Genomic DNA, 22,961 nt, shown 5'->3' on the forward strand with positions numbered 1-22,961 from the left:
TTTTTTGTGTTTTTTTTTTTTTTTTTTTTTTTTTTTTTTTTTGTTTTTTTTTTTTTTTTTTTTTGTTTTTGTGGGGGGGGGGGGGGCCCCCCCCCCCCCCCCCCGAAACTCTCCCCACTTATTTATTGAAATTCTTAATCACTTTAACTCTCACATTAACTTCCCATACATGTTAATGGTTTCTTACAAAAAAGAAAACCGGCAGATAGGTCTGCCGGTCTAAAAAAACAAAAATTGATATGGATATGATTAGATAAGTGTTTCTATTGTTTAATGATCTTTTCAGTGATGCTTTTTTTATCTCTGGTGTAGATCTTGATCAGGTAAGTTCCGGATGTAAGGCTGTCCATATTGACAACGCCGGATGTACCTTCTGTAAGTTTCTGTCCTGCTAAATTATAGACTTCGTATTTCTCAAGTCCTTCTCCAGTCTTCACATGTACAGAGCCTGATGTAGGGTTAGGATATATTCTTGCTGAAGATTTCTTGGTTACCTCAGAGGTTGCCAGATTGGAAGCCAATATATTGACACTATAATCCTCTGTCTGTCCAGCTCTTAAGCCATTATCACAGGCTGTATTAATTGAATTCGCTGCATTTGGATTCGAATAGGCTGCTGTATTTGTGTTTTTAAGAACTCTCATTCTTGTAGCTCCAGGTGTTGCATTGGCAGGAACTGCAATCGCTCCTGTAATGGTCATTGCATTGAATGGATTAGCTGCGCCCAATCTTCCGATAGTAAAGCTTTCTCCTACATCACCAAAACTACCATTCTTATTAAAATCAATAAAAACCACAACATCACTTGGAAATGTACTGGAAGGGCCTTTCACAGAGATCTGATAAGTGTTTCCAGCTTTAACATCCGTAGACAGTGAAATGAAATTTTCATAAGCCTGTGTAGTTCCGGTTTGTGAAGGTGATGTATTATTGATCGTTCCAAAGCTGACGTTGGTGATCATATTACTGTCGGACCCATATTGAAATGTGGGAGTACAATACTGCGCATTCATCATCAAATAGAACATTACAGCAGAAAGAGTAGATAATTTCTTCATTTATTCCTTTATTTTGTTGAGACAAATTTATATTTATTTAGAATCAATAAAAATAAGAAACGAATGACATTTGTCACCTTTTCCGGAATATTTTAAAAACGGAAAAGAGAAAATAGATTAATCTATTGAAAATCCAACAAATACAGCAGTCAACAAAGAAATAAAATTCCTTTGAATAGTTGAAATTGATAAGTACATTTGTGAAAATGATTACGTTCTGGACAGCTGATCCAGCTTTTTCAGCAGGGTTGGCATTCGGTAAGAGCCATGCATTTGTTCTACCTTAGGAAGTATTTTATCTACATCTGCTCCCATTGCCGTAAGAAATAGCGGAGTTTTACTTTCTCCTCTTAAAACATTTCTTCTTTGAGAATCCGGTGCGGCAAATTCATTCTTTGCAATTCCGATGATCGGGTATTTTTGATCCAAAGCTTCATACAAATAGCCTCCCAGACCAATTTTCCCATCATTATCAAGAGTAACATAACCATCGACAATAATAAGATCGTCTTCTTTCAATTCAATCGTTTTCAGTAAACTCAGGATGCAGGGTAGTTCCCTTTTGTAAAATGCACCACTCTCATAAGCAGAGATAATGTCTGTTTTTTCAGTAAAAAAATTGGATTCATTCTCAGAAGTCCAGTTTTCAAAGGCGATACATACGGTATTCGCATAATCGTCATAATAATAAGTATCAAAAGCGTAAATCATAATTCCTTTTCGTCATTAAAAAAATTCACCGAAATGCCACAAAATCCCGGACGGATCATGTACAAAGCATTCCTTTCCCCACTCCATGGTTCGTACAGGTGTAAGCCTTACACCTTCATATTTTTTGGTAAGGTTTAAATAAACAAGTTCCTTCCAGAACTCATCCGTATTCTCCACTTCCATAAAGATCATCGTATTGTCTATCCAGTCTTTAGCATAATAATCCTGAAGATAGAAACCAGTTTCCTGTCTTTTAAATAAGGACAATTTAGGCTCGAGAATCACTTCTTCAAATCCAAGATCTCTGTAAAAGCTTCTGCTTACCTCGAAGTTTTCAGCTCCAATAAACGGTCTGATGGATTTTACCCCTTGTGTCATGATCTTTTGTTTTTCCAGTTATTAAAAGTCATTTCAAACTTGATTTCTTTTCCGTGAGTTCCTGCTTCCTGCCATCCGGACTTTCTGTAGAATGTTTCGGCTCTCGTCCCCGGATCTGTTCCCAACCAGACATCGTCCTGAGTTTGTTCAAAGTACCAGTCGAGCATAATGTCATGAAGTTGTCGTCCAATGCCTAGGTTTTCAAAATCAGGATGCAGAAAAAGTGCCCCGATATTATTTTCTTTCAGGTCTACAATGGAGAAACCGACAATCTGAGACTCAATTTCACACACCCAGCCTTTTCCTCTTTCGAATAGAAATTCTTTACAATCCGAATCTGTAACCAGTGCAGGATCAGAAAGCATATTCTCTTTCACGGAGTTTCTTACGAGCTGGATCTGTGGAATGTCTTCTGGTCTGGCTTCGCGGATGGCTGTTTTCATTGAATTAAAATGTATTATGATTTTATCACAATTTTGGCTAAAGCCCAATGGTTATTGGCTATTTTTATAAAACGAGCTAAAGCCCGTTCCTATTGAATATAAACCGTTTTAATTGAATATAGGTTTGAATATTATACGGATAGTGTTGGTCAGCGCAAAGGCGCAATGGTTTAATATCCTTACCGTTTATAAGGCGCAATGATTTTATCTCTGATAAAATTTATGCTGCTGAAAAATATTTTTAAATGATTTAAATAAATGATTTAAAGATATTTATATACTTTTATTTAAAGCAATTTATTTTCGCGCCTTTTCGCTGATCCAACAAAGTATTTTATTTCTTATCCACTACAATTCTCTCTGCTCTGTTGGCAATTTCCCAAGCTGTAGCAAAAACAAGTTGTGCTCTTTTCTCAAGTAAAGGATAATCAATTTTCTCGGGATCATCCGTCGGTTTGTGATAATCTTCATGGATACCGTCAAAGAAAAAGGCTACCGGCACATTGTTTTTAGCAAAATTATAGTGGTCTGAACGGTAGTATAGCTGCTCCGGATCTGCCGGATCGTCATATTTATAGTTTAATTCTAAATTATTCGTCTTCTTATTTGCTGCCTCATTGATCACTTTTAGCTGAGAACTCAACATTTCCGAACCAATGACATAGACGTATTGTTTTCCTCTGTTTTCGGCATCATCACGGCCTATCATGTCAATATTCAGATCGACCACCGTGTTGGCAAGGGGGAATACTGGATTGCTGGTATAGAATTCAGATCCGAACAGACCATGCTCCTCTCCTGTTACATGAAGGAATAGAATTGATCTTTTTGGCCCTTTTCCTGCCTTTTTAGCTTCCTGAAAAGCTTTTGCAATCTGCATTACCGCTACCGTTCCGCTTCCATCATCATCCGCTCCGTTGTATACCACTCCATTTTTGGTTCCCACGTGGTCGTAATGTGCTGAAATCACCACTATTTCCTCAGGTTTCTCACTTCCTTCGATAAAAGCCAGGATATTTTCAGAATCAGGAAGATTTCCGCCTCCTCTTTTTTTCATGAAATCGGCAGGAACCTTCTGATAATAGGATCCCAATGCCTTTGGAGGATTAATTCCCAGGCTTTTATAGTAATTAATCATATACTCACCCGCCTTCTTTTGCCCAGGACTTCCTGTATCTCTTCCTTCCATTTCGTCAGAAGCGATCACATATAAGTTTTTCTTTAATTCATCAGCCTTAATAGTCTTATAGGCAGACAGAAATGCTTTGTCGCCTTTAGCTACAGAAGTAGACTGTGCCGAGGCTCCTTCAGAAGTTTTCGCTGTTCCGCAGCTGACTACTAAAGCCAGACCCAACAACGGGATAAGTATTTTTTTCATATGATAATAATTTTCTTAAAAATAACAAATTTTTATTGAATTCAGATGTGATGCACTGACAGTAATGTTTTTTTTAAATATTGTCAAAGGTTTCATATTCATAGACAATCCCAAGAATACTTTCTGTAGCATGATGTGGTTAAAGGATTTTTAATAACCGGAAATGAAGTTATTATAGAATTTAATAATCGTAAAGACAAAAAAATCAATATTTCATGAATCAAAAACGAAATATAAATAAAGATTCATTAAAGAAAACAATATATTTTTATGATTCAATTTAACGGATGTCTATTTTTCTTATATTTGACATAAATGCAAAATAGATGGAAAGAATTTACGGATTCACACATTATTCGTTTTTCACGGAAATGTCTGAGCTCGCGTCCAAAAATAACAGCTTCGACCTTTCTTTGGGGCTTCCCGATTTTGATATCGACAGCCGGTTAAAAACATTTCTGATGGAAGCTGCAGATCATCAATGCCATCAATATGAGCCGCTTGCAGGAAATCCTTTACTCATCAAAAATATTATTGCATTCAATACAGCACGAGTAAACAGTATCCAGCTTAAGGAAAATGAGATCACTATTATTCCCTGTGCAACTTTTGCTTTACATACCGCCCTTAAATCTATTTTAAATCAGGGAGATGAAGTGATTATTATTCAACCTTCCTACTACACATACGGACCTTCGGTGGTCTTAAACGGAGGTGTTCCTGTTTATTATGATCTTGAGCATGATTTCACCATCAACTGGGAAAAGTTTCAACTCTGTATTTCTGAAAAAACAAAAGCTATTATCGTTAATTCACCTCAAAATCCTACAGGAACAATCTGGAAGCAAAGCGACTGGAACCAGCTGTACGAATTAATAAAACATCAGGAAATCTACCTCATTTCAGAAGAAATCTACGACACGTATTGTTATGATGGGGTTGAACATTACAGTTCTTTTCTTCATCCGGAACTGAAAAAAAGAACTTTCTGTATTTTTTCTTTCGGGAAAATGTTTCATACTTCCGGCTGGAAGGTAAGTTATTTGCTCGCTTCCGAAGATCTGACGGCAAAATTCAGATGTCATCAGCAGTATATATCCTACAGCGCCAATGCGCCTGCTCAGTATGCTCTTGCAAAATATCTTGAAGTATTTGATTCTTCTGAAAACCGCCGGATTATGCAGGGTAAAAGAGATATTTTTAATGAAATGATTGCCTTTACGCCTTTAGAAGCTACAAAAAAAGCTGAAGGAAGTGTTTTTCAGGTCGTTAATTTCAGGAATGTTTCCAAAACAATGACGGATGTAGAATTTTCGAAATGGCTGACCGTAGAAAAAAAAACAGCTTGTCTGCCACTTTCTGCTTTTTATAATTCCCAGCAGAACTCAGATTATGTCCGGTTCAGTTTTGCAAAAAAAGATGAAGTGATTATTCAGGCTTTGGAGCATTTGCAAAAATATCTTTAGACAAGTATTAATTCGAAATATATTGCGATGCAAGAAGTGGTATTGTATTTTTTTTAACCACGGATTTCACGGATTGACACGGATGATTATGGTTAAGTTTTAGCTTACACTTAATGTCGTTATCGATAAAAAAAGCACCGTCTTATTACAGGCGGTGCTTCTTATATTTGCTTAAGAATTGATTTTAAAGGGCAAGAACTCTTACGTCAATTCTTCTGTTTTTTGCTTTACATTCATCGGTATCATTGGCTTCACAAACAGGATGCTGAGAGCCGTAGCCCGCTGCCTCTACTCTGTCTGAAGGAATTCCCAATTCAAGCAGCTTTAGTTTAGCGGTCTGAGCTCTGAGATTGGATAGTTTCTGATTACTTTCTTCATTTCCTGTGCTATCTGTGTAGCCTCCTAACTTTATTTTCAAATCAGGATAAGCATTGAGAATTTCAGCAAGATTATTCAACTGTAATTCTGAACCGGCCTTCAGATCACTGGATCCGGTCTGGAAGTACAGATTTTCCACGGTATACCAGTTATTAGGATCAATGACTTTCTGATCTTTTTGTTGTACAGCAGTATACAATTGAAACAGTCTGCTTCCTTCTCCCAACGTGATTGTTTTTCCACCTTTCAGTTTAATTTCCTGAATATTTCCGGTTTCATATACAAAATCTCCGTTTTCGTTCAGATGTCCTTTGATTTCTTGTGGAGAAGCAGGAACTGTTTGAAGCTGTGCGTGGCCTGTCGTTGAACTGGCATTGGAAGCTCTTGTCAAACTCTCCAGCTTAGCTTTTCTATTGGCTTCAATTTTATCTTTATGAAGTACTGCCAATGTGGGTGCAATCACCAATGAAACAATAGACATCAGCTTGATCAGGATGTTCATGGATGGTCCTGAAGTATCTTTAAACGGATCTCCTACCGTATCTCCCGTTACGGAAGCTTTATGTGGCTCTGAACCTTTATAATAAGTCTGACCGTTGATGTCCACTCCTTTTTCAAATGATTTTTTAGCATTATCCCAGGCACCACCCGCATTGTTCTGGAACATTCCCATCAGAACACCACATACGGTAGCTCCAGCTAAGAATCCTCCCAATACCTCAGGTCCGAAGATAAACCCTACCAAAATAGGTGAAATAATAGTGATCGCCCCTGGAAGCATCATTTTTCGGATGGATGCATCTGTAGAAATAGCCACGCACTTTTCATATTCAGGCTGTGCTTTTCCTTCGAGAATTCCCGGAATTTCGCGGAACTGTCTTCTTACTTCTTCCACCATAGCCATTGCAGCCTGTCCTACTGCTGTAATCGCAAGTGAAGAGAATATGAATGGGATCATTCCTCCGACAAATAATCCTGCCAGAACGTCTGCTCTGTAAATATCAATTCCGTCAATGCCTGCAATTCCTACAAAGGCTGCAAATAAAGCTAATGCCGTCAATGCTGCAGAAGCAATGGCAAATCCTTTTCCACTGGCTGCTGTAGTGTTTCCAACAGCGTCCAGGATATCTGTTTTTTCACGGACTTCTTTGGGAAGCTCACTCATTTCAGCAATTCCCCCTGCGTTATCTGCTATAGGCCCGAAAGCATCAATAGCAAGCTGCATCGCAGTAGTTGCCATCATTCCGGCAGCTGCAATAGCGACTCCGTAAAGTCCGGCACATAAATAAGATCCGTAAATACCACCTGCCAGTACAAGGATTGGAAGCAATGTAGACTCCATTCCAACGGCAAGACCTCCGATAATATTGGTTGCATGACCTGTAGAAGACTGTCTCACAATACTGGAAACCGGTCTTTTACCCATGGCTGTATAATATTCTGTAATGATACTCATTAAAGTACCCACAACAAGTCCTACCATAATCGCTCCGAAAACACCCATCTTCGTAAACTCATGTTCTCTGAGTGTCATTTTTTCAGGAAGAAGATAGTTGACCAGGAAATAGGAAGAAATAGCTGTGATCACAATACTTCCCCAGTTCCCCAAATTCAGAGCATTCTGTACACTTGAAGTGGATGAACCTTCATTATCATTGATTCTTACAAACAAAGTCCCGATCATAGAGAAAATGATTCCTGTTCCAGCAATAAGCATCGGAAGGAGAATCGGTGCAAAACCTCCGAACGCATCATCGGACATTGTTTCTCTACCCAGAACCATTGTTGCCAATACAGTAGCGACATACGAACCGAATAAATCGGCTCCCATTCCTGCTACATCTCCTACGTTATCTCCCACGTTATCCGCAATAGTCGCTGGATTTCTCGGGTCATCTTCAGGAATTCCTGCTTCTACTTTTCCTACCAGGTCGGCACCTACGTCAGCAGCTTTAGTATAAATACCACCACCCACTCTGGCAAAAAGTGCAATCGATTCTGCACCCAGAGAAAATCCGGTAAGAATTTCAATCGTTTTTTCCATTTCGTGGGAATCTACCGTTGAATCCGGAGCAAAGATCTGTTTAATGATCAGAAAGAGAGCACCCAAACCAAGAACTGCCAGTCCGGCAACACCCATCCCCATCACGGAACCTCCTGTAAAGGAAACTTTTAATGCTTTCGAAAGTGAGGTTCTTGCAGCTTCTGCCGTTCTTACATTGGCTTTCGTAGCGATCTTCATCCCGATAAAGCCGGCAAGAGCGGAAAATACAGCTCCAACGGCAAAGGCAAGCCCGATACTCCAGTGAGAATTGGAATTGGTGGATCCCATTATAGCGAGAAGTATAGACACTACAATTACGAAATAGGTTAAAATCTTGTACTCAGCCTTTAGAAAGGCCATGGCACCGTCAGCGATATGTCCGCTGATTATTTTCATTTTCTCGTTTCCGGCATTCTGTTTACTCACCCAGTTACTCTGCAGGAAAGTATACAACAAGGCGACAACGCCGAAGACCGGAATTAAATAGAACAAATCCATAGTTTATTATTTTAATATTAATAAATAGTAATTAGTTTTATAAATATAACAAAAAATCCATTGTTTTATTAAGTCTTGTTCTATAATATATTTTTCCGGAAATTTAAAACATCACAAAAAGTAGATTGTTCGAAAGCATTAATTTATTTAATCATTCCAATATTTCTTATTGATATCAATTGCAAAAAATGAAAATAAGTTTGGTGAGAAATCAGCCCATTGATCTAAAGGAAGAAGGGGATCTATTGAGAAGCTACTTATTTGCACAAAAAAAGGCAGATGAAAATTCACCTGCCTTTATTATAATTTTGGAGCTTTCTATTAACCTCCGAATTTTTCTGCGTAATCTTTTTGAGAAGCTTTGATCACTTTTTTAGCATGCTCAGCTCCGTATACCTCATGAATTCTACATTTTGCAGGCTCATCCGGTAAGTTTTTATACGTTAAGAAATAGTGCATTAATCTCTTTACTTCCGCTTCAGGAAGTTCAGCAATGTCTCTGAAATGTCCGAAAGCATGGTCACCGATCATCACTGCAACGATTTTATCATCCGCTTCACCTCCATCGATCATTTTGAATCCACCGATTGGAATAGCTTCCATTAATAATCCTCCAGAATGAATATTGTGAGAGCTTAATACACAGATATCAAGCGGGTCATGATCACCTTCTGTTACATCATCAGCTCCGGCTTCTACAGCCAGCTTCATTACTTCATTGTGGCAGTATGTTCTTGGAACAAACCCATATAAAGCGGGAATGATATTAGAAAATTTCTGAGGTCTGTCTACCTTTAAAAATCCTGTTTCTTTATCTACTTCATATTTAATTGTATCTGAAGGAACGATTTCCACGAATACATTGACAACATTTGGCGCATCTTCTCCTGCAGAAACCCCGTGCCATGGATGTGCTTTAAAATTTGGAATCATTATTTATCTGTTATTTTTTAAGTTATAATTAAAATTTCTCTTCTAAGGTCTTCTATAGTGGCAGCGATATAGTCATCCCCGTCCATATAGTTCATGATGAAAATGGTTTTGAATTCTTCAAGATCTGCATTAGCATTCAGCCCTTCATAGGTTTTGTGAAGTAAATCTATCAAAGCATTTTTGGAATCTACGATATTCTTCCATGAATTTTTCGTAACATACAGCTGCTGTGAAGTATTGTATTCAAACTCATCATTGATGGTTTTTTCCGTAAGAAAGATGAATTCGTTCGGAGCCAGCTCCTTATCAAACTTCTGAATAAGGTTTGAAGGTTTCATCCTTTCCAGAAACAAAGTCATTCTTTCGTAAGAATGGGCTTTATTTTCAGCATTCGATTTTACAGAAAGAAGTTTGATCTCCTGATTCTTAAGGCTGATATACGAATGTACAAATTGTCTCAGCAAAACCAGAAAAGGAATTGCGATAATCAATGCAAAAGCATACGGTAAATATCCTGAAAAACTACCCATAATTTTAGACCGCAAAATTACTAATTATTTTCCGGCTTCTAAAGCGTTTTTAAATATATCGGTCTTAGAATTTTGAATATAAATCAGAGACATGATAATGAGGAGATAAAAACCGATCATCATTCTGTTGGCCAGGCTGGGAAAAATGAAATATCTAAGAAAAACAGATGCATAAATAGCACCGAAAAACAGACACTGCGTCCAACTTTTCCTACTGTTCGCCGAAAATTTATTGGCCAGAATGATCACAATAAATAACAGTAAGATCGGGAAATAGGAACCGTTGAAATCTAGTAATATGGCTTTTTTGATATAATTCAGATAATCCGGAAGATTAAATGGATCCGGGTTTGATATGGGATAGATCTGGACTTTCGTAAACTGGTTCATCACCAAAGTAGACCATGAGATCTGATTGAAATACTGGATCAGAAAGAAGGAAAGGAAAATATATCCGTAAGAAATGAACAATTTAGAACGGCTTATTTGAAGACTGTTTCTGTAAAAATAAATCAAAATATAAAGAAATGAATACAAAATAAAATACTCCGGTCTCGTTAAAATACAAAGCATTGCAAAAACTGTAGCCCACAGGTGATTTTTCCTCACTGCAAAAATATAAAAGCTTAGTAACAGCAATAAGCATGATAAACTGTCTGCCGAAGCATGTCTGCTGGCCTCCAGAAGTGGCTTGAATAAAGAAATTAAAATGGTGATGATAAAAGCTAAGGGATAATTTTTTAAAACCCTGATCAGATAACAGAATATTAAAACCAGAATAGCAACAAAAGAAAGGATGGAAGTTAAAGATATGGCAAGCGAAGCTTTAAATCCCAGTTTAAAGAATATCCAGTTGACAAAATTATAAAAAGGCTTCACTGAAAATAGTTGCAGTTCCTCTCCGTATGCTTTAGGATTTTCGGACAAGACTTTATAATAAGTATTCTCTCCGATCGCAATCTCTTCATCCTGAGGGGTAATTCCAAAAATCTTCGGATTCGTTCCTTTGAGTTCTGTATATACCTTTTTATGAATATCCTCTATTTTCATATCAGGATATTCTGCTTTGTAAACAAGTCCTACATAAGCCTCAATATCAACATTGTAATACTGATGGGTATACAGATAGTATGACATCAGGCAGAGATAGATTGAAAGTATAAAAACAAAAATATTTTTAGTTTTCTTCATTTACATCTTGTTTATTCAGTAGAATGCAAAAGTAAAAAAACTATTCTATTGCCCGTTACTATTAAGCTTTTTTATTCTGTATGACAGAATCTGATGGTTTGAAAACCCGATGGATTACAACTCAAAAAGTGCAGGCCTCTGTGTCACTTCATGATAACATACACTGTTTTCATCAAAAAAGTGATACACAAGGCTTTTTCTTGTTCTGTTCTTATCTGTATGAGGCTCGCCGCCGTGGAGAATATTGGCATGCCATATCAGCATATCTCCTTTTTTAGCTTTAAAGATTTCTTTTTTCAGACCTAATTCCTTGACTTTTTCCTCCAAAAATTCTTCGTAAGCTCTGTAGCTTTTCTTACCGATTCGTATGGTATCACCTTCGTTTTCATAATCTGAATTAAGGAAATAAGGAAGTTTATGGCTTTGGGGAATATAGTGAAGAGCACCGTTGGTTTCATCCACATCTTCCAAGGCGATCCATACTCCAAGAAGTCCGCCCAGCGGATAAGTCGTCATGTGAATACTGTCAGAATGCGTTTTCTGCTGACTGCCATTAATAAAATTGATACTCTGGAAAAGTTTGGCTTTACCATCTAATAGGACGGACAGAAAGTCCACGAGGTTCTTATTATTTCCAATATTTTTAATGATCTCAGAATGATGAATCGCAAACATCAGTTTTCCGCCGTAAATGAATTTGAGCGTACCGTCTTCCATCAGCTTTTCAATTTCATTGTTGATTTTGTCGGCATCATCTGTACTGATAAAATTCCTTAAAATCATATACCCGTTATCGTCATACCGCATGGCACTCTCTTTACTTTCCACAGATAATTCTTTGAAAAATTCGGTATTGACAAGTTTTTCCTGATTAATCGCTCGTTTTGAGGCAGGAAGGTGGGCAAAATCGGAACTGGAAATACTGGAAAAGTAATTTTTACTTATCCCGTATTTCCTGTACAAAGGAATATTATGCTGTAATTTTTTCTTATTGAAAAAATTATAAATGACATAGGGCAGTTTATATTGTCGGATCTGCTTTAGCATAGCTGAAATATTAGAAATAAATACTTGATAAAGGTAACGAATAATATCTAATTAAAACCGTTCTAAATAGCAATTTCCATATGATAATTATCCTAAAATCTTTCCTCTTATCACAAATGAAGCATAGTCTCTGACCAATACTTTCTTTGAATTCTCAATGACTGAATAAGGTTTCAATTCGGGTCTGAAACCACGGAAAAATTCTTCAATGCTTGGGAGATTTCCTCCTTCAAAATCAAAAACACAGTTTCCTATATTTTCTTTGATCACATGATCGATCAGTACCGATGCTCCAGCCATTTTAATGTATTTCTTGTTATTGAAATTTCCTAAAAGAGCGATCGTATGATAATCTGAATACGTAGCAATCATATTCGTGATCTCATGATGATAGTAGAAAGCTGAGAATTTGAGGTGTTTCAGTGAATAAAATGCTTCAAGAGTTTTAAGTAAAGCCAAGGCATCATGTTCCTTATCCAGCCCTACCACATGCTGTTCTATAAATTCTTTCGCTTCCAGATAGCTGATTTCTTTGATCTCCGAATTTTCAATTACTTCAGCATCCAGCCGTAGCTTTCTTTTCCTTTTAGGTGAATATCTGGTAAAAACATTGGCATAATCATCAGCGTACAAAATAAAATTCTTTTTTGAGCTTAGTTTTGTTTCAAAACTATTAGTTTCATTAAAATAATATACTCTTATCAGATAATTCTTCTGCAGAAAACTAAGGAACTTCTCATTAATCTTTTGGTCATCTTTTACAGAGAATATACCAAGCTGCTGGCACATCAAGGGATTGTGTACGATTTTTATTCCGTTTTTATAGATAAAGGGAACAGGCATCACCGCTTCGTAATCATTATACACCAGGAGATCCCATTTTTTATCAGTCGTTATATCCAGGAAAGTTTTGGATGCAGAATACTTTCTTTGTTCTGAATTTTCCAGGCAGTCTGCATATTTTTTAAAATCAATCCCGGTATATTTAACTCTTCTAATCATAATAATCCTTCATCTGAGAAACTGCAGTAGGTATCCTGTGTAATAATGATATGGTCTAAAAGCTGGATGCTTAATGTGTTTCCTGCTTCTTTTATTTTTTGGGTGATAACAATATCTTCTTTGCTTGGTTTCAGGCTTCCTGACGGATGATTGTGGGCTATAATAATGCCTGTTGAAAAATGATCAAGAGCTGTTTTAAACAAAATTCTTACATCCACGATAGACTGGCTTATTCCTCCTTGTGTAAGCTTTGAGATATGAATCACTTTATTACTTTGATTCAGAAAGACGGCCCAAAATTCCTCAGTCCTTAAATCTGACAGATGATTTTTAAGAATAAGATAGGCATCACTGCTGTTTGAAATGATCGGTCTGTAAGGAATTTCCTGAACGGATCTTCTTCTTCCGATCTCTAATGCTGCAATAATAGAAACGGCCTTCACCTCACCCACTCCTTTAAATCTCATTAAATCCTTACTGGAAAGCAGGCTCAGCTGGTGCCAGTTGTTATTAACGGATGCCAGAATCTTTCTTGCCAGTTCCAGGGCGCTTTCGTCTCTGCTTCCACTTCCCATGATGATGGCCAGAAGTTCAGAATCGGAAAGTGAATTCTTACCTTTTAGTAAAAACTTTTCTCTGGGTCTGTCGTCTTCGGCAAGAAACTTTATAGTCATGATTTAGATATTAGAAGTTACAGATATTAGTTAGAAATTACAAGTTATAAGCTTTATATGACGTGAATAGTGCTAATAAAATGCACACAGTATAACCGGCTTTTTAGATTCGTCAAGATATTTTGCAGTCTGGACTAATGCTTTCGGAGAAAGCATCGGGCATCCTAAGCTTAAGCAGGCAGGACTTTCATCTTCCTGATCCGGAACACACCCTAAAGAATGCAGTACTATGGCTCGCTGCATGGCATTGCTATTGGTAGCATCTAAACCATTCAACCGATAAGCTTTTCCAAATTTACCATTGTAGCTGCCTAAAATTTCATATTTCCCAAGCGAAGACTGATACGAGCCTTCCGTGTTACTGAATTTGAGAGTTTCTGAATTCTGAATTACAGATCCTGAACCATGAGAAACAACTGCTTTCTGTACTATTTTATCGTTTTTAAGATCGTAGACAAAGTATCTGTATTTCCCAGAATTTGTTTTAAAGTTAATAAAAACAGCCAGATCCTGATTATAGTTTTTTCCCTTTACAAAATTCTTAATTTCCAGAATCTTTGCTGCAGGAATAATTGAAGATATATTATTTTCCTGAGATTCTGCTCTTGAGCAGGAAATAATAAAAAGAAACAGGAAAATAAACTTTTTCATTAGATAATGGTTTTTTATTCTACGATCATTCCATCTTTCATAATCAGCTTTCGGTCTGTGATTTCTGCAAGATTCGGGTTATGGGTTACAATCACAAAGGTCTGATTATACTTGTCTCTCAAATCAAAAAACAGCCGGTGAAGATCATCAGCATTCTTTGAATCCAGGTTTCCTGTAGGCTCATCCGCAAAAATAATTTTTGGAGAATTGATTAAAGCTCTTGCTACAGCAACTCTTTGTGCTTCTCCTCCGGACAGCTGATTAGGCTTATGATTCAGTCTTTGTTCTATTCTAAGATCTTCAAATAAAGCATATGCCTTATCTAAGGCCTCTTTTTCATTGGCACCTCCTATTTTCGTTGGAAGCAAAACATTTTCTAAAGCGGTAAATTCCGGAAGCAGCTGGTGAAACTGAAATACAAAACCAATATTCTGATTTCTGAATTTCGAAAGCTGTTTATCATTCATATTGATAAAAGACTCCCCTGCAATGCTTATTTCCGTATTATATTTACTGGAATTGCTTGGAAGATCCAAAGTTCCTAAGATCTGAAGCAATGTAGACTTTCCCGCTCCGGATTCTCCTACAATAGAAACAACTTCACCCATTTTGATATGGATATCTACTCCTTTCAATACTTCTAAATTCCCATAAGACTTATGGATATTACTCGCTCTAATCATAATTCAAAAGTACTAATTTGATTTTAAAGTTCAGCCATAAAACTCAAATCTCCACAACTTTTTTAAAGAAAAAAATACATAAAAGTGATATTTTAAAAACAGAATATGTATATCGTTTTGAATATTATTACAACTAAGAAATAAAAAACGCATCACTATTTGAATACCCGAAAATCAATTAGCAAAATCAAATTTTGAAATAAAATTATTTCTTACAAAAAACCAATTACATTTACCCATAATAAAAACAAAAAACCTCTCAAATTGAGAGGTTTTAATATTTTACAATCCGGACTGTTACAGTAACAGTGTTAAAGGACTTTCCAGATATGTTTTTAAAGTCTGTAAGAACTGAGCTCCGGTAGCACCGTCCACCACTCTGTGGTCACATGCTAATGAAAGCTTCATGATATTTCCTACTACGATCTGACCGTCTTTAACAATCGGTTTTTCAATGATCGCACCTACAGAAAGAATCGCAGAATTCGGCTGGTTGATGATACTTGTAAATGTTTCGATTCCGAACATACCCAGATTTGAGATCGAGAATGTAGAACCTTCCATTTCATTTGCTTTAAGACCTTTGCTTTTCGCTCTTGAAGCCATATCTTTCACCGCTGCAGAGATCTGCGTGTAGTTCATCTGATCTGTATTTTTAAGTACAGGAACTACTAATCCGTCAGGGATAGCCACTGCTACACCCACATTGATATTTCCTCTGTGGATGATCTTGTCTCCCGCCCAGCTTGAATTTACCTGTGGATGTTTTCTTAAAGCTACAGCAGTTGCCTTAATGATCATATCATTGAAAGAGATTTTAGTATCCGGTAAAGAATTGATTTCTTTTCTGGCCTCAATCGCTTTATCCATGTTGATCTCTACCATCAGATAATAGTGAGGCGCAGAGAATTTACTTTCAGCAAGACGTTTTGCAATAATATTTCTTACCTGAGAGTTTGGAGTCTCTGTATCTTCACCCTGAACGAAGCTCAATGCAACCGGAGCTGCTGCCGGAGCAGAAGCAGAAGGTTGAGCCTGTGCCTGAGAAGGCTGATAGTTTTCAATATCTTTTTTAACAATTCTTCCATTTTCTCCAGAACCATTTACACTGTGGATATCAACGCCTTTGTCCTGAGCCATTTTCTTAGCCAATGGAGAAATCGCTACTCTGTCAGAAGATGAAGAACTAACTGTTGGAGCTGCCTTTTCTTCTGCTTTAGCTTCAGGTTTTTGTTCCGCAGGTTTTTCAGAAGTCTGAGCCGCCGCTTTTGGAGCACCTACTGCAGAAATATCTGTTCCTTCTGGACCGATAATCGCTAAAACTGAATCTACAGGAGCCGCACCACCTTCTTCTACACCTTGCTTCAACAATACTCCGTTGAATTCAGATTCAAAATCCTGAACTGCTTTATCTGTTTCGATCTCAGCAAGAAGATCTCCTTCTTTTACTGTATCGCCTACGTTTTTGTGCCATTTTGCTACTTTACCTTCTGTCATAGTATCAGAAAGTCTTGGCATGGTAATAATTTCTACACCGGCAGGAACTTCAGCAGTGGTCTGCTCAACGCTGGTAGCTTTATTTTCTGTTTTTGATTCTTCTTCAGATTTTTTCTCTTCAGAACCACCCGCAGCAGCAGCAGCAGCTCCACCGGTTAGTCCTGAAATATCTTCTCCTTCATTTCCTATAATCGCTAAAACAGAATCTACAGCAGCGGCAGCGCCTTCTTCTACACCTACGTATAAAAGAGTTCCGTTAATTTCAGATTCGAAATCCTGAACAGCTTTATCTGTTTCAATTTCGGCTAAAATATCTCCTTCTTTTACTGTATCTCCTACTTTTTTATGCCATTTCGCCACTTTCCCTTCCGTCATAGTGTCGGAAAGTCGGGGCATCGTAATTACTTCTGCCATAATTTATTGTGTTAATTTGTTAATATGATGATGTGATGATAAGAACAGTGAACATGGTATGTACACATCATCTATCATCGAATCAGCAAATTATTTTAGTTTTCTAATTTATCTAAGAATGGGTAATTTTCCTGAGCATAAACATATTCGTAAACCTTGTCTGCATCCGGATAAGGAGAGTTTTCCATGAACTCGATACACTCGTCCACAAAATCTCTTGATTTGTTGTCTACAGCTTCCAAGTCAGCTTCTGTAGCCCATCCGTTTTCAAGAATCCTATGTTTTACCAGCTCCATTGGATCGTCATTCTTATGAATAGCTACTTCTTCCTTGCTTCTGTAAGGTTCAGCATCAGACATAGAGTGTCCTCTGTAACGGTATGTTCTGGCTTCAATAAAAGTAGGTCCGTCTCCTCTTCTTGCTCTTTCAATGGCTTCGTAAGCTGCTTCAGCTACTTTTTCAGGATCCATTGCATCTACGGCAAGGCAAGGCATTTCGTATCCAAGACCTAATTTATAGATATCTTCGTGGTTGGCAGTTCTTTTCACAGAAGTTCCCATGGCATACTGGTTGTTTTCAACCACAAATACTACAGGAAGTTTCCAGTTCATCGCCATATTGAATGTTTCGTGAAGCGATCCCTGTCTCGCTGCTCCATCTCCGAAGAAACAGATGTTCACTGCTTTTCTGTCATAATACTTATCTGCAAAAGCAATTCCGGCTCCCAAAGGAATCTGTCCTCCTACAATACCGTGTCCACCATAGAAACGGTGCTCTTTGCTGAAAATGTGCATAGAACCACCCATACCTCCGGATGTTCCTGTAGCTTTTCCACAAAGTTCCGCCATGATTCTCTTAGGATCTACTCCCATCGCCATTGGATGGATGTGGCATCTGTAAGCAGTAATCATACTGTCCTTCGTTAAATCCATTGCATGCGTGAAGCCGGCAGGGATAGCCTCCTGACCGTTATACAAATGTAAAAAACCTCTGATCTTTTGTTTTAGATAAAGAGAACGGCATTTGTCTTCAAACCTTCTCCACATTGTCATATCTTCATACCACTTCAGGTATACCTCTTTAGAAAATTCTTTCATGTGCTAGCTCTTGCTTTTTTATGATGAATATTTGAGCAAAATTATAAAAAAAACTTTGTTTTTATCGTATACATCCTAATTGTTTTTTTGCTTATAGTGTTATATTTGAATTTTAAACTTGAACATGGACGAAAAACAGCCTTTACTGGTACATAAAATTTCAAAAGTCATCTCAGATTTTTTCAATCCGCTTGTTTCTTTATTTATTTTCTTTATCTATATGAGTCTAAGAGAATATTCATTAAAAGACTCTATTCTGTATTTTACCCCTATATTATTAATGATCATAGCACCTGTTGTTATTTGGTTGGTATGGAATGTAAAAACCGGAAGGTATACGAATATGGATGTTTCAGACCGTGTACAAAGGAAAACGCTGTACATCTTCATCGCAGCGTGCGTCGTTGCCTATCTGATTTTCCACTATTTCAGAAACGGATATATCGATCTTGTCATGCTTTTTATCCTGATTCTGATTTTCACCATGCAGATCAGCAATTTTTTTATTAAAAGCTCGATGCATACTGCTTTTAATGTATTTGTAGCCGCCTTGTTTTTCACCCTGAACTGGAAAGCCGGACTGATATGGCTGGGGATCGCTGCTTTAGTGGGACTAACAAGGATTATTTTAAAAAGACATACGGTAAAGGAAGTATTTATGGGTGCCGGAATAGCATTTGTGGTATCTTTTATTTATCTTTATTGCAATATACAATTTCAACATTAAGAACATTCTATGAAAATAAATCATCTTACCGCTGCTGAGGAGAATTTTATGAAGCTGTTTTGGAAGCTTGAATCTTTTTACCTTAAAGACATCATGGAGCAGCATCCTGAACCGAAGCCGCATCAGAACACCGTTTCCACGTACCTAAAAATACTGGTGGAAAAAGGCTATATCACGACTCAAAAAGAAGGAAGGATCTTTAAATATACGGTCGTAGTTCCGTCTGAGGAATACCGGAAATTCCTGTTAAAAGAGCTTTCCCATAATTTTTTTAATGATTCAGGAAAGGAAATTCTGGAGTTTTTATTTAACGAAAAATTAATATCCCAGAACGACCTTAAGAATTATTTTGACCCTAAAATAGAAATCGTTCCTTCAAAAATCGAAGAACCGAAATTTGAGTACGCAGAAGAAATCTTGAACCCTAAAAAAGTGAAAAAGGTAAAAGCAAAAGACAAAGACAGTAAGGATAATAAAGATAAGGACAAAAAGAAAAAGAAGAAAAAGGACTAGTCACAAAATACACATATCATGAAAACGAAATTCCAGGAAATAACCGGAAAAGCGCAGGATGTCATCTTACGTTATCCGATGGTTTTACTCATGGCTCTGCTTTCTTCAATCGGGGCTGTTCTGACCGTAAATAACAGGTACGACCGCGAATTTTTCTTTACCCATTCAAAATTCATTGCCTGCTGCTGTCTTGGAATTTCTTTAATGTTTGCTTTAAAAATCCTTTCACAAAGAATTGGAAAAAGATTGTTACTGGAAGTACTGGGAACCGCTTTTCTGATAGGCTTTTTTTTCATTCTGCCTCATAAAGAAAAAGACTTTACAGAAGTTCATGGCTTCATTATTGCCATTACGTTTCTTCTGTCTCATTTACTGGTTTCTTTTGCCGCATTTTTAGAAAAAAACAAAGAACTTAATTTCTGGCAGTACAATAAGAATCTTTTCGTGAATATCTTTCTGACAGCGGTATTCACTGGAGTACTAACAGGTGGTGTTGAGCTGGCAATTCTGGCTGTAGATAAATTATTTGATTTTAATTTCAATGACAACCTTTATATAGACACGTTTTACGTTTTAGCTATTTTCGGAAGCTGTTTTATCTTTCTGCTATTCAATGAGACGGGCTTAGGCTATCTTGAAAAGGACGGAACTTACCCCGTGATTTTAAAATTTTTCACCCAATTTGTTTTGATCCCTCTGCTTTTCATCTATCTGATCATTCTTTATATTTATTCATTTAAAATAATCATCAACTGGGAGCTTCCACGCGGCTGGGTTTCTTATCTGGTACTCGCCTATAGTATTGTTGGAATTCTTGCACTCCTACTCGTATATCCGCTTAAAGAAGAAAAGGCGAAATCATGGGTGAAAGTATTTTCAAAACTGTTTTACTACACCATTATTCCATTAATTGTCTTGTTATTTACGGCGATATTTACAAGAATCTTAGAATACGGCTATACAGAACCCAGATACTTTGTATTATTACTGGCTTTATGGCTCCTGAGTGTAGTCGTTTATTTTATATGGAATAAAAAAGCAAGTATAAAATTCATTCCGATCAGTTTATTTGCATTTGGTGTTTTTTCCTTGATTTTTCCTTATCTGAATGCATTCAGCGTTGCAAAAAGAAGCCAGAAAAATGAATTGGTTGCGCTGCTGGAAAACAATAAACTTTTAGTGAATAATAAGATCAATTTCGAGAAGAAAATTTCCGATATGCTGGTTGATGAAATTGCTGATAAATTTGGCTTTCTGGCGGAAAGAAAGCAGAAAGATTTCCTGCTTAATCTTGTGGATCCCGAGACAAAGAGCCTCTTAGCCAAGGATTTTGAAAGTCCTACTTCGTGGGGAATTAACAACAGTATCAGAAATGCATTTACGCATGTAGATAAAATTTCAGATATTTCAAAGTTCGAAAGACTTGTTTTGGAATCTGAAACGAAAGTCACTTCTATTCAAGGCTATCAATACTTAATCAATTTTAACAGCTATAATCAGGAATCAAGCAATATCAATGGAGACACATTTCTGATAGATAACCAGAAAGAGACCAATAATTCACGTACTATAAAAGTGGTTCTCAATTCTAAAGAAGCAATAGATTTCAGTTCAGCAATGAACACACTATTCGAAAAAAATAAAGGTAAAACGGAAACCGTACTACTGAAAGATATTTCTATGGAAAGTGATCTGGGTAAATACCATATCAAAATTATTTTCCCAAATATTTCAAGAGATAAAGCCCCTCACAGCAAACAATACAATATGTTCTATGAGGATGCAGTTATGCTAATCAAAGAGAAATAAATATAAAGCCGTTTCATAGTTGTGAAACGGCTTTTTTGTTTTACCTCTATTTTTTCATCCTTTTTAACACGTTCGCTTAGTCAAATCAATCTTGATTGATTCCGTCTTTGCAATCCTTAAAGTATACATGGTTAATGTAAAATCTTTGCGTGAAAAAAACATTACTGTTAATGGATCAATCTCAAAAGCCGAAGCAGATAAAGTTTATTTTTCTAACGCAAACCAAAATTATCCTATCGTTTATAAAGGGAAGCCAAGGTGGAATCAATTTCATTGATTCTGAGGAAGGGAAATGGATATATAATGATGGTAAAAGATCTGCTCTATCTGTATAATCCACGAGAGTAATTAATTTTTGTTTAGTCGATAAATTTCATACATGATCCGAAATATTCCCAACTACTGATGCAAAAAAAAATATCCCTTTCTAAAAAGGGATAAATAATGCATAAAAAAAGCGGCTAAAAAGCCGCCTTATATTTTTACCAACGATTTCCGCCGCCGTTACCACCACGGCTGTTTCCACCACCGTAGCCGCTACCGCCGCCTCTATTGTTGTTTCCTCCGTAACCACCTCCTCTGTTGTTGTCAAAGCTTCTTCTTGGCTTTTCTTCTCTTGGCTTAGCTTCAGATACGTTCAACTCTTTTCCGTTGAATTCTTTCTGGTTAAGAGCTTCGATAGCTTGCTTTCCTTCTTCATCACCCATTTCTACAAAACCGAAACCTCTTGAACGGCCAGTTTCTCTGTCTGTAACGATTTTAGCTGATGATACATCACCAAATTCTGCGAATAGATCGTGCAACTCATATTCTTTAGTTGCGTAATTGATGTTTGAAACAAAAATGTTCATTTTAAATAAAAATTAAAAATTAATAAAAATTTGATATATAAGAGAAAAACAACATAAATTAATGAACAAATATTGATTCCAAATATAAACGTATGCAAGATACAATTAATAAATTAAAATCAAAGTTTTTTTTTAAGTATTTACCATGCTCTATTGAAATTATACGTTAATTTTATTTTTTATCATCAATTAAGTATTGTTATTCAATAAATTTTTACCGAAATTCGCTTAAAGTTAAAGTTAGTTAACATAATAAAAAACAGTTCAGGAATCCTGCCGGAACAGCAAATATAACCCAATATAATCACTATGTCTATTATAATAAACCTTGATGTGATGATGGCCAAGAGGAAAATGTCACTGAATGAGCTTTCAGAAAGGATAAATCTCACCCTGTCCAATATCTCAAATCTAAAGACAGGAAAAGCCAAAGCCATCCGCTTCAGCACCCTGGATTCCATATGCAAAGCCCTGGACTGCCAGCCCGGAGATATTCTGGAGTTCCGGGAATAATCCATACTGAACATTAAATAAATTTGTATCCCTAATCTCTATACCTAATATATATATGATGCACACCACCAATTACACCAATACTTTTATTGAAATCGCCGACGATTGCCCCGTCTCAAAGGCTGAAACACCTCCCGAAAAGAAAATAAAGACGTTGGCCAGTCTTCAATATGAGCAAATTGTAAAAGAGCCTTACCGGTATTCTTCTGATGATATTGTTTTTGAATGCTATGCTGTAAAAAATGATATTTCTGACAGTGAAAAGTCACAGGCAAGAATTGATTTCTTTTCTAAAGGTCAACCTTGCCTCAGATCCTCCCCTTTGGCCAAACGTTACGGATTCGGAATCCATCATAATGAAGATAGCAAAGTCGCCATTTTTCCGGTTGAAAGTGACGAATATCAAAAGTTTTTACATGATAGCACCATCAAAAAGGTAAAAGCCATGCGCTCCAAGAAAATATGATTGAGAAAA

Annotated in this window: 23 protein-coding genes; 6 read left to right on the plus strand and 17 right to left on the minus strand. The window is 36.8% G+C overall.

Translation table 11 applies throughout. The features are described 5' to 3' along the window. Window positions 1–263 precede the first annotated feature (263 nt). The 5 genes from N0B48_RS00005 to N0B48_RS00025 form a co-directional block, all read right to left on the minus strand. Entirely contained in the window at window positions 264–1,058 is a 795-nt protein-coding gene (locus N0B48_RS00005) for a T9SS type A sorting domain-containing protein (protein ID WP_259835407.1), read from the minus strand. A 210-nt stretch (window positions 1,059–1,268) separates the two neighbouring features. Continuing rightward, window positions 1,269–1,769: an endonuclease V gene (locus N0B48_RS00010; protein WP_259835408.1), complete on the minus strand. Its 501-nt coding sequence runs from the start codon at window positions 1,767–1,769 to the stop codon at window positions 1,269–1,271. Window positions 1,770–1,784: 15 nt separating this feature from the next. Further along, window positions 1,785–2,147, minus strand: a complete 363-nt coding sequence (locus N0B48_RS00015; protein ID WP_259835410.1) for a VOC family protein — start codon at window positions 2,145–2,147, stop codon at window positions 1,785–1,787. Beyond that, complete coding sequence (locus tag N0B48_RS00020) at window positions 2,144–2,590, minus strand: GNAT family N-acetyltransferase (RefSeq protein WP_259835412.1); 447 nt, start codon at window positions 2,588–2,590, stop codon at window positions 2,144–2,146. The genes N0B48_RS00015 and N0B48_RS00020 overlap by 4 nt, the downstream gene beginning before the upstream one ends. 334 nt (window positions 2,591–2,924) lie before the next feature. Further along, window positions 2,925–3,968 (minus strand): M28 family metallopeptidase, encoded by a 1,044-nt coding sequence (locus tag N0B48_RS00025; RefSeq protein ID WP_259835414.1) that lies wholly within the window; start codon window positions 3,966–3,968, stop codon window positions 2,925–2,927. Between the two features lie 326 nt (window positions 3,969–4,294). Here N0B48_RS00025 and N0B48_RS00030 point away from each other — a divergent pair, with 326 nt between their 5' ends. Then, complete coding sequence (locus N0B48_RS00030) at window positions 4,295–5,434, plus strand: aminotransferase class I/II-fold pyridoxal phosphate-dependent enzyme (RefSeq protein ID WP_259835416.1); 1,140 nt, start codon at window positions 4,295–4,297, stop codon at window positions 5,432–5,434. Between the two features lie 184 nt (window positions 5,435–5,618). Here the strand turns inward: N0B48_RS00030 and N0B48_RS00035 are convergent, their stop codons facing one another. From N0B48_RS00035 to pdhA, 11 genes are all read right to left on the minus strand, one after another. Then, window positions 5,619–8,354 (minus strand): sodium-translocating pyrophosphatase, encoded by a 2,736-nt coding sequence (locus N0B48_RS00035; protein ID WP_259835418.1) that lies wholly within the window; start codon window positions 8,352–8,354, stop codon window positions 5,619–5,621. 321 nt (window positions 8,355–8,675) lie between these two features. After that, window positions 8,676–9,287, minus strand: coding sequence for an inorganic pyrophosphatase (locus N0B48_RS00040; RefSeq protein ID WP_034727727.1), 612 nt, complete (start codon window positions 9,285–9,287; stop codon window positions 8,676–8,678). 17 nt (window positions 9,288–9,304) lie between these two features. Further along, window positions 9,305–9,817, minus strand: coding sequence for a DUF7935 family protein (locus N0B48_RS00045; protein WP_259835420.1), 513 nt, complete (start codon window positions 9,815–9,817; stop codon window positions 9,305–9,307). 24 nt (window positions 9,818–9,841) lie between these two features. After that, window positions 9,842–11,008 (minus strand): hypothetical protein, encoded by a 1,167-nt coding sequence (locus tag N0B48_RS00050; RefSeq protein WP_259835422.1) that lies wholly within the window; start codon window positions 11,006–11,008, stop codon window positions 9,842–9,844. Window positions 11,009–11,122: 114 nt separating this feature from the next. Beyond that, window positions 11,123–12,055: a phytanoyl-CoA dioxygenase family protein gene (locus N0B48_RS00055; protein WP_259835424.1), complete on the minus strand. Its 933-nt coding sequence runs from the start codon at window positions 12,053–12,055 to the stop codon at window positions 11,123–11,125. An 87-nt stretch (window positions 12,056–12,142) separates the two neighbouring features. Continuing rightward, window positions 12,143–13,057 (minus strand): hypothetical protein, encoded by a 915-nt coding sequence (locus N0B48_RS00060; protein ID WP_259835426.1) that lies wholly within the window; start codon window positions 13,055–13,057, stop codon window positions 12,143–12,145. Next, window positions 13,054–13,731 carry a RadC family protein gene (gene radC, locus N0B48_RS00065; RefSeq protein WP_259835428.1) on the minus strand — a complete coding sequence of 226 codons (678 nt, stop codon included), beginning with the start codon at window positions 13,729–13,731 and terminating at the stop codon, window positions 13,054–13,056. The genes N0B48_RS00060 and radC overlap by 4 nt, the downstream gene beginning before the upstream one ends. A gap of 72 nt (window positions 13,732–13,803) precedes the next feature. Beyond that, window positions 13,804–14,382, minus strand: coding sequence for a murein L,D-transpeptidase catalytic domain-containing protein (locus N0B48_RS00070; RefSeq protein WP_259835431.1), 579 nt, complete (start codon window positions 14,380–14,382; stop codon window positions 13,804–13,806). A 14-nt stretch (window positions 14,383–14,396) separates the two neighbouring features. Beyond that, a complete protein-coding gene (locus tag N0B48_RS00075) occupies window positions 14,397–15,065 on the minus strand; it encodes an ABC transporter ATP-binding protein (protein ID WP_259835433.1) in 669 nt (222 codons plus the stop codon). A 297-nt stretch (window positions 15,066–15,362) separates the two neighbouring features. Continuing rightward, complete coding sequence (locus N0B48_RS00080) at window positions 15,363–16,976, minus strand: dihydrolipoyl dehydrogenase family protein (protein WP_259835435.1); 1,614 nt, start codon at window positions 16,974–16,976, stop codon at window positions 15,363–15,365. A gap of 95 nt (window positions 16,977–17,071) precedes the next feature. Beyond that, a complete protein-coding gene (gene pdhA / locus N0B48_RS00085; RefSeq protein ID WP_259835437.1) occupies window positions 17,072–18,073 on the minus strand; it encodes a pyruvate dehydrogenase (acetyl-transferring) E1 component subunit alpha in 1,002 nt (333 codons plus the stop codon). A gap of 124 nt (window positions 18,074–18,197) precedes the next feature. On the opposite strand from pdhA, the gene N0B48_RS00090 reads away from it, so the two are divergent. The 3 genes from N0B48_RS00090 to N0B48_RS00100 are packed head-to-tail and all read left to right on the plus strand — an operon-like array spanning window position 18,198 to window position 21,122. Continuing rightward, a complete protein-coding gene (locus tag N0B48_RS00090) occupies window positions 18,198–18,800 on the plus strand; it encodes a phosphatase PAP2 family protein (protein WP_259835439.1) in 603 nt (200 codons plus the stop codon). Window positions 18,801–18,809: 9 nt separating this feature from the next. Further along, window positions 18,810–19,313: a BlaI/MecI/CopY family transcriptional regulator gene (locus N0B48_RS00095; RefSeq protein ID WP_259835441.1), complete on the plus strand. Its 504-nt coding sequence runs from the start codon at window positions 18,810–18,812 to the stop codon at window positions 19,311–19,313. An 18-nt stretch (window positions 19,314–19,331) separates the two neighbouring features. Continuing rightward, a complete protein-coding gene (locus tag N0B48_RS00100; RefSeq protein ID WP_259835444.1) occupies window positions 19,332–21,122 on the plus strand; it encodes a DUF4153 domain-containing protein in 1,791 nt (596 codons plus the stop codon). Window positions 21,123–21,604: 482 nt separating this feature from the next. Here the strand turns inward: N0B48_RS00100 and rbp are convergent, their stop codons facing one another. Further along, entirely contained in the window at window positions 21,605–21,973 is a 369-nt protein-coding gene (gene rbp, locus N0B48_RS00105) for an RNA-binding regulator (RefSeq protein WP_076510160.1), read from the minus strand. Between the two features lie 309 nt (window positions 21,974–22,282). Between rbp and N0B48_RS00110 the strand changes: the two genes are divergently transcribed. Next, window positions 22,283–22,486 (plus strand): helix-turn-helix domain-containing protein, encoded by a 204-nt coding sequence (locus N0B48_RS00110; protein ID WP_259835447.1) that lies wholly within the window; start codon window positions 22,283–22,285, stop codon window positions 22,484–22,486. 55 nt (window positions 22,487–22,541) lie between these two features. Then, on the plus strand, window positions 22,542–22,952 hold the full coding sequence (locus N0B48_RS00115; protein ID WP_259835449.1) for a DUF6157 family protein: 411 nt from the start codon (window positions 22,542–22,544) through the stop codon (window positions 22,950–22,952). The last annotated feature ends 9 nt before the right edge of the window (window positions 22,953–22,961 follow it).

Origin of the sequence: Chryseobacterium herbae (assembly GCF_025154075.1) — a bacterium.
In the GTDB taxonomy this organism is placed as follows: Bacteria; Bacteroidota; Bacteroidia; order Flavobacteriales; family Weeksellaceae; genus Chryseobacterium; species Chryseobacterium herbae.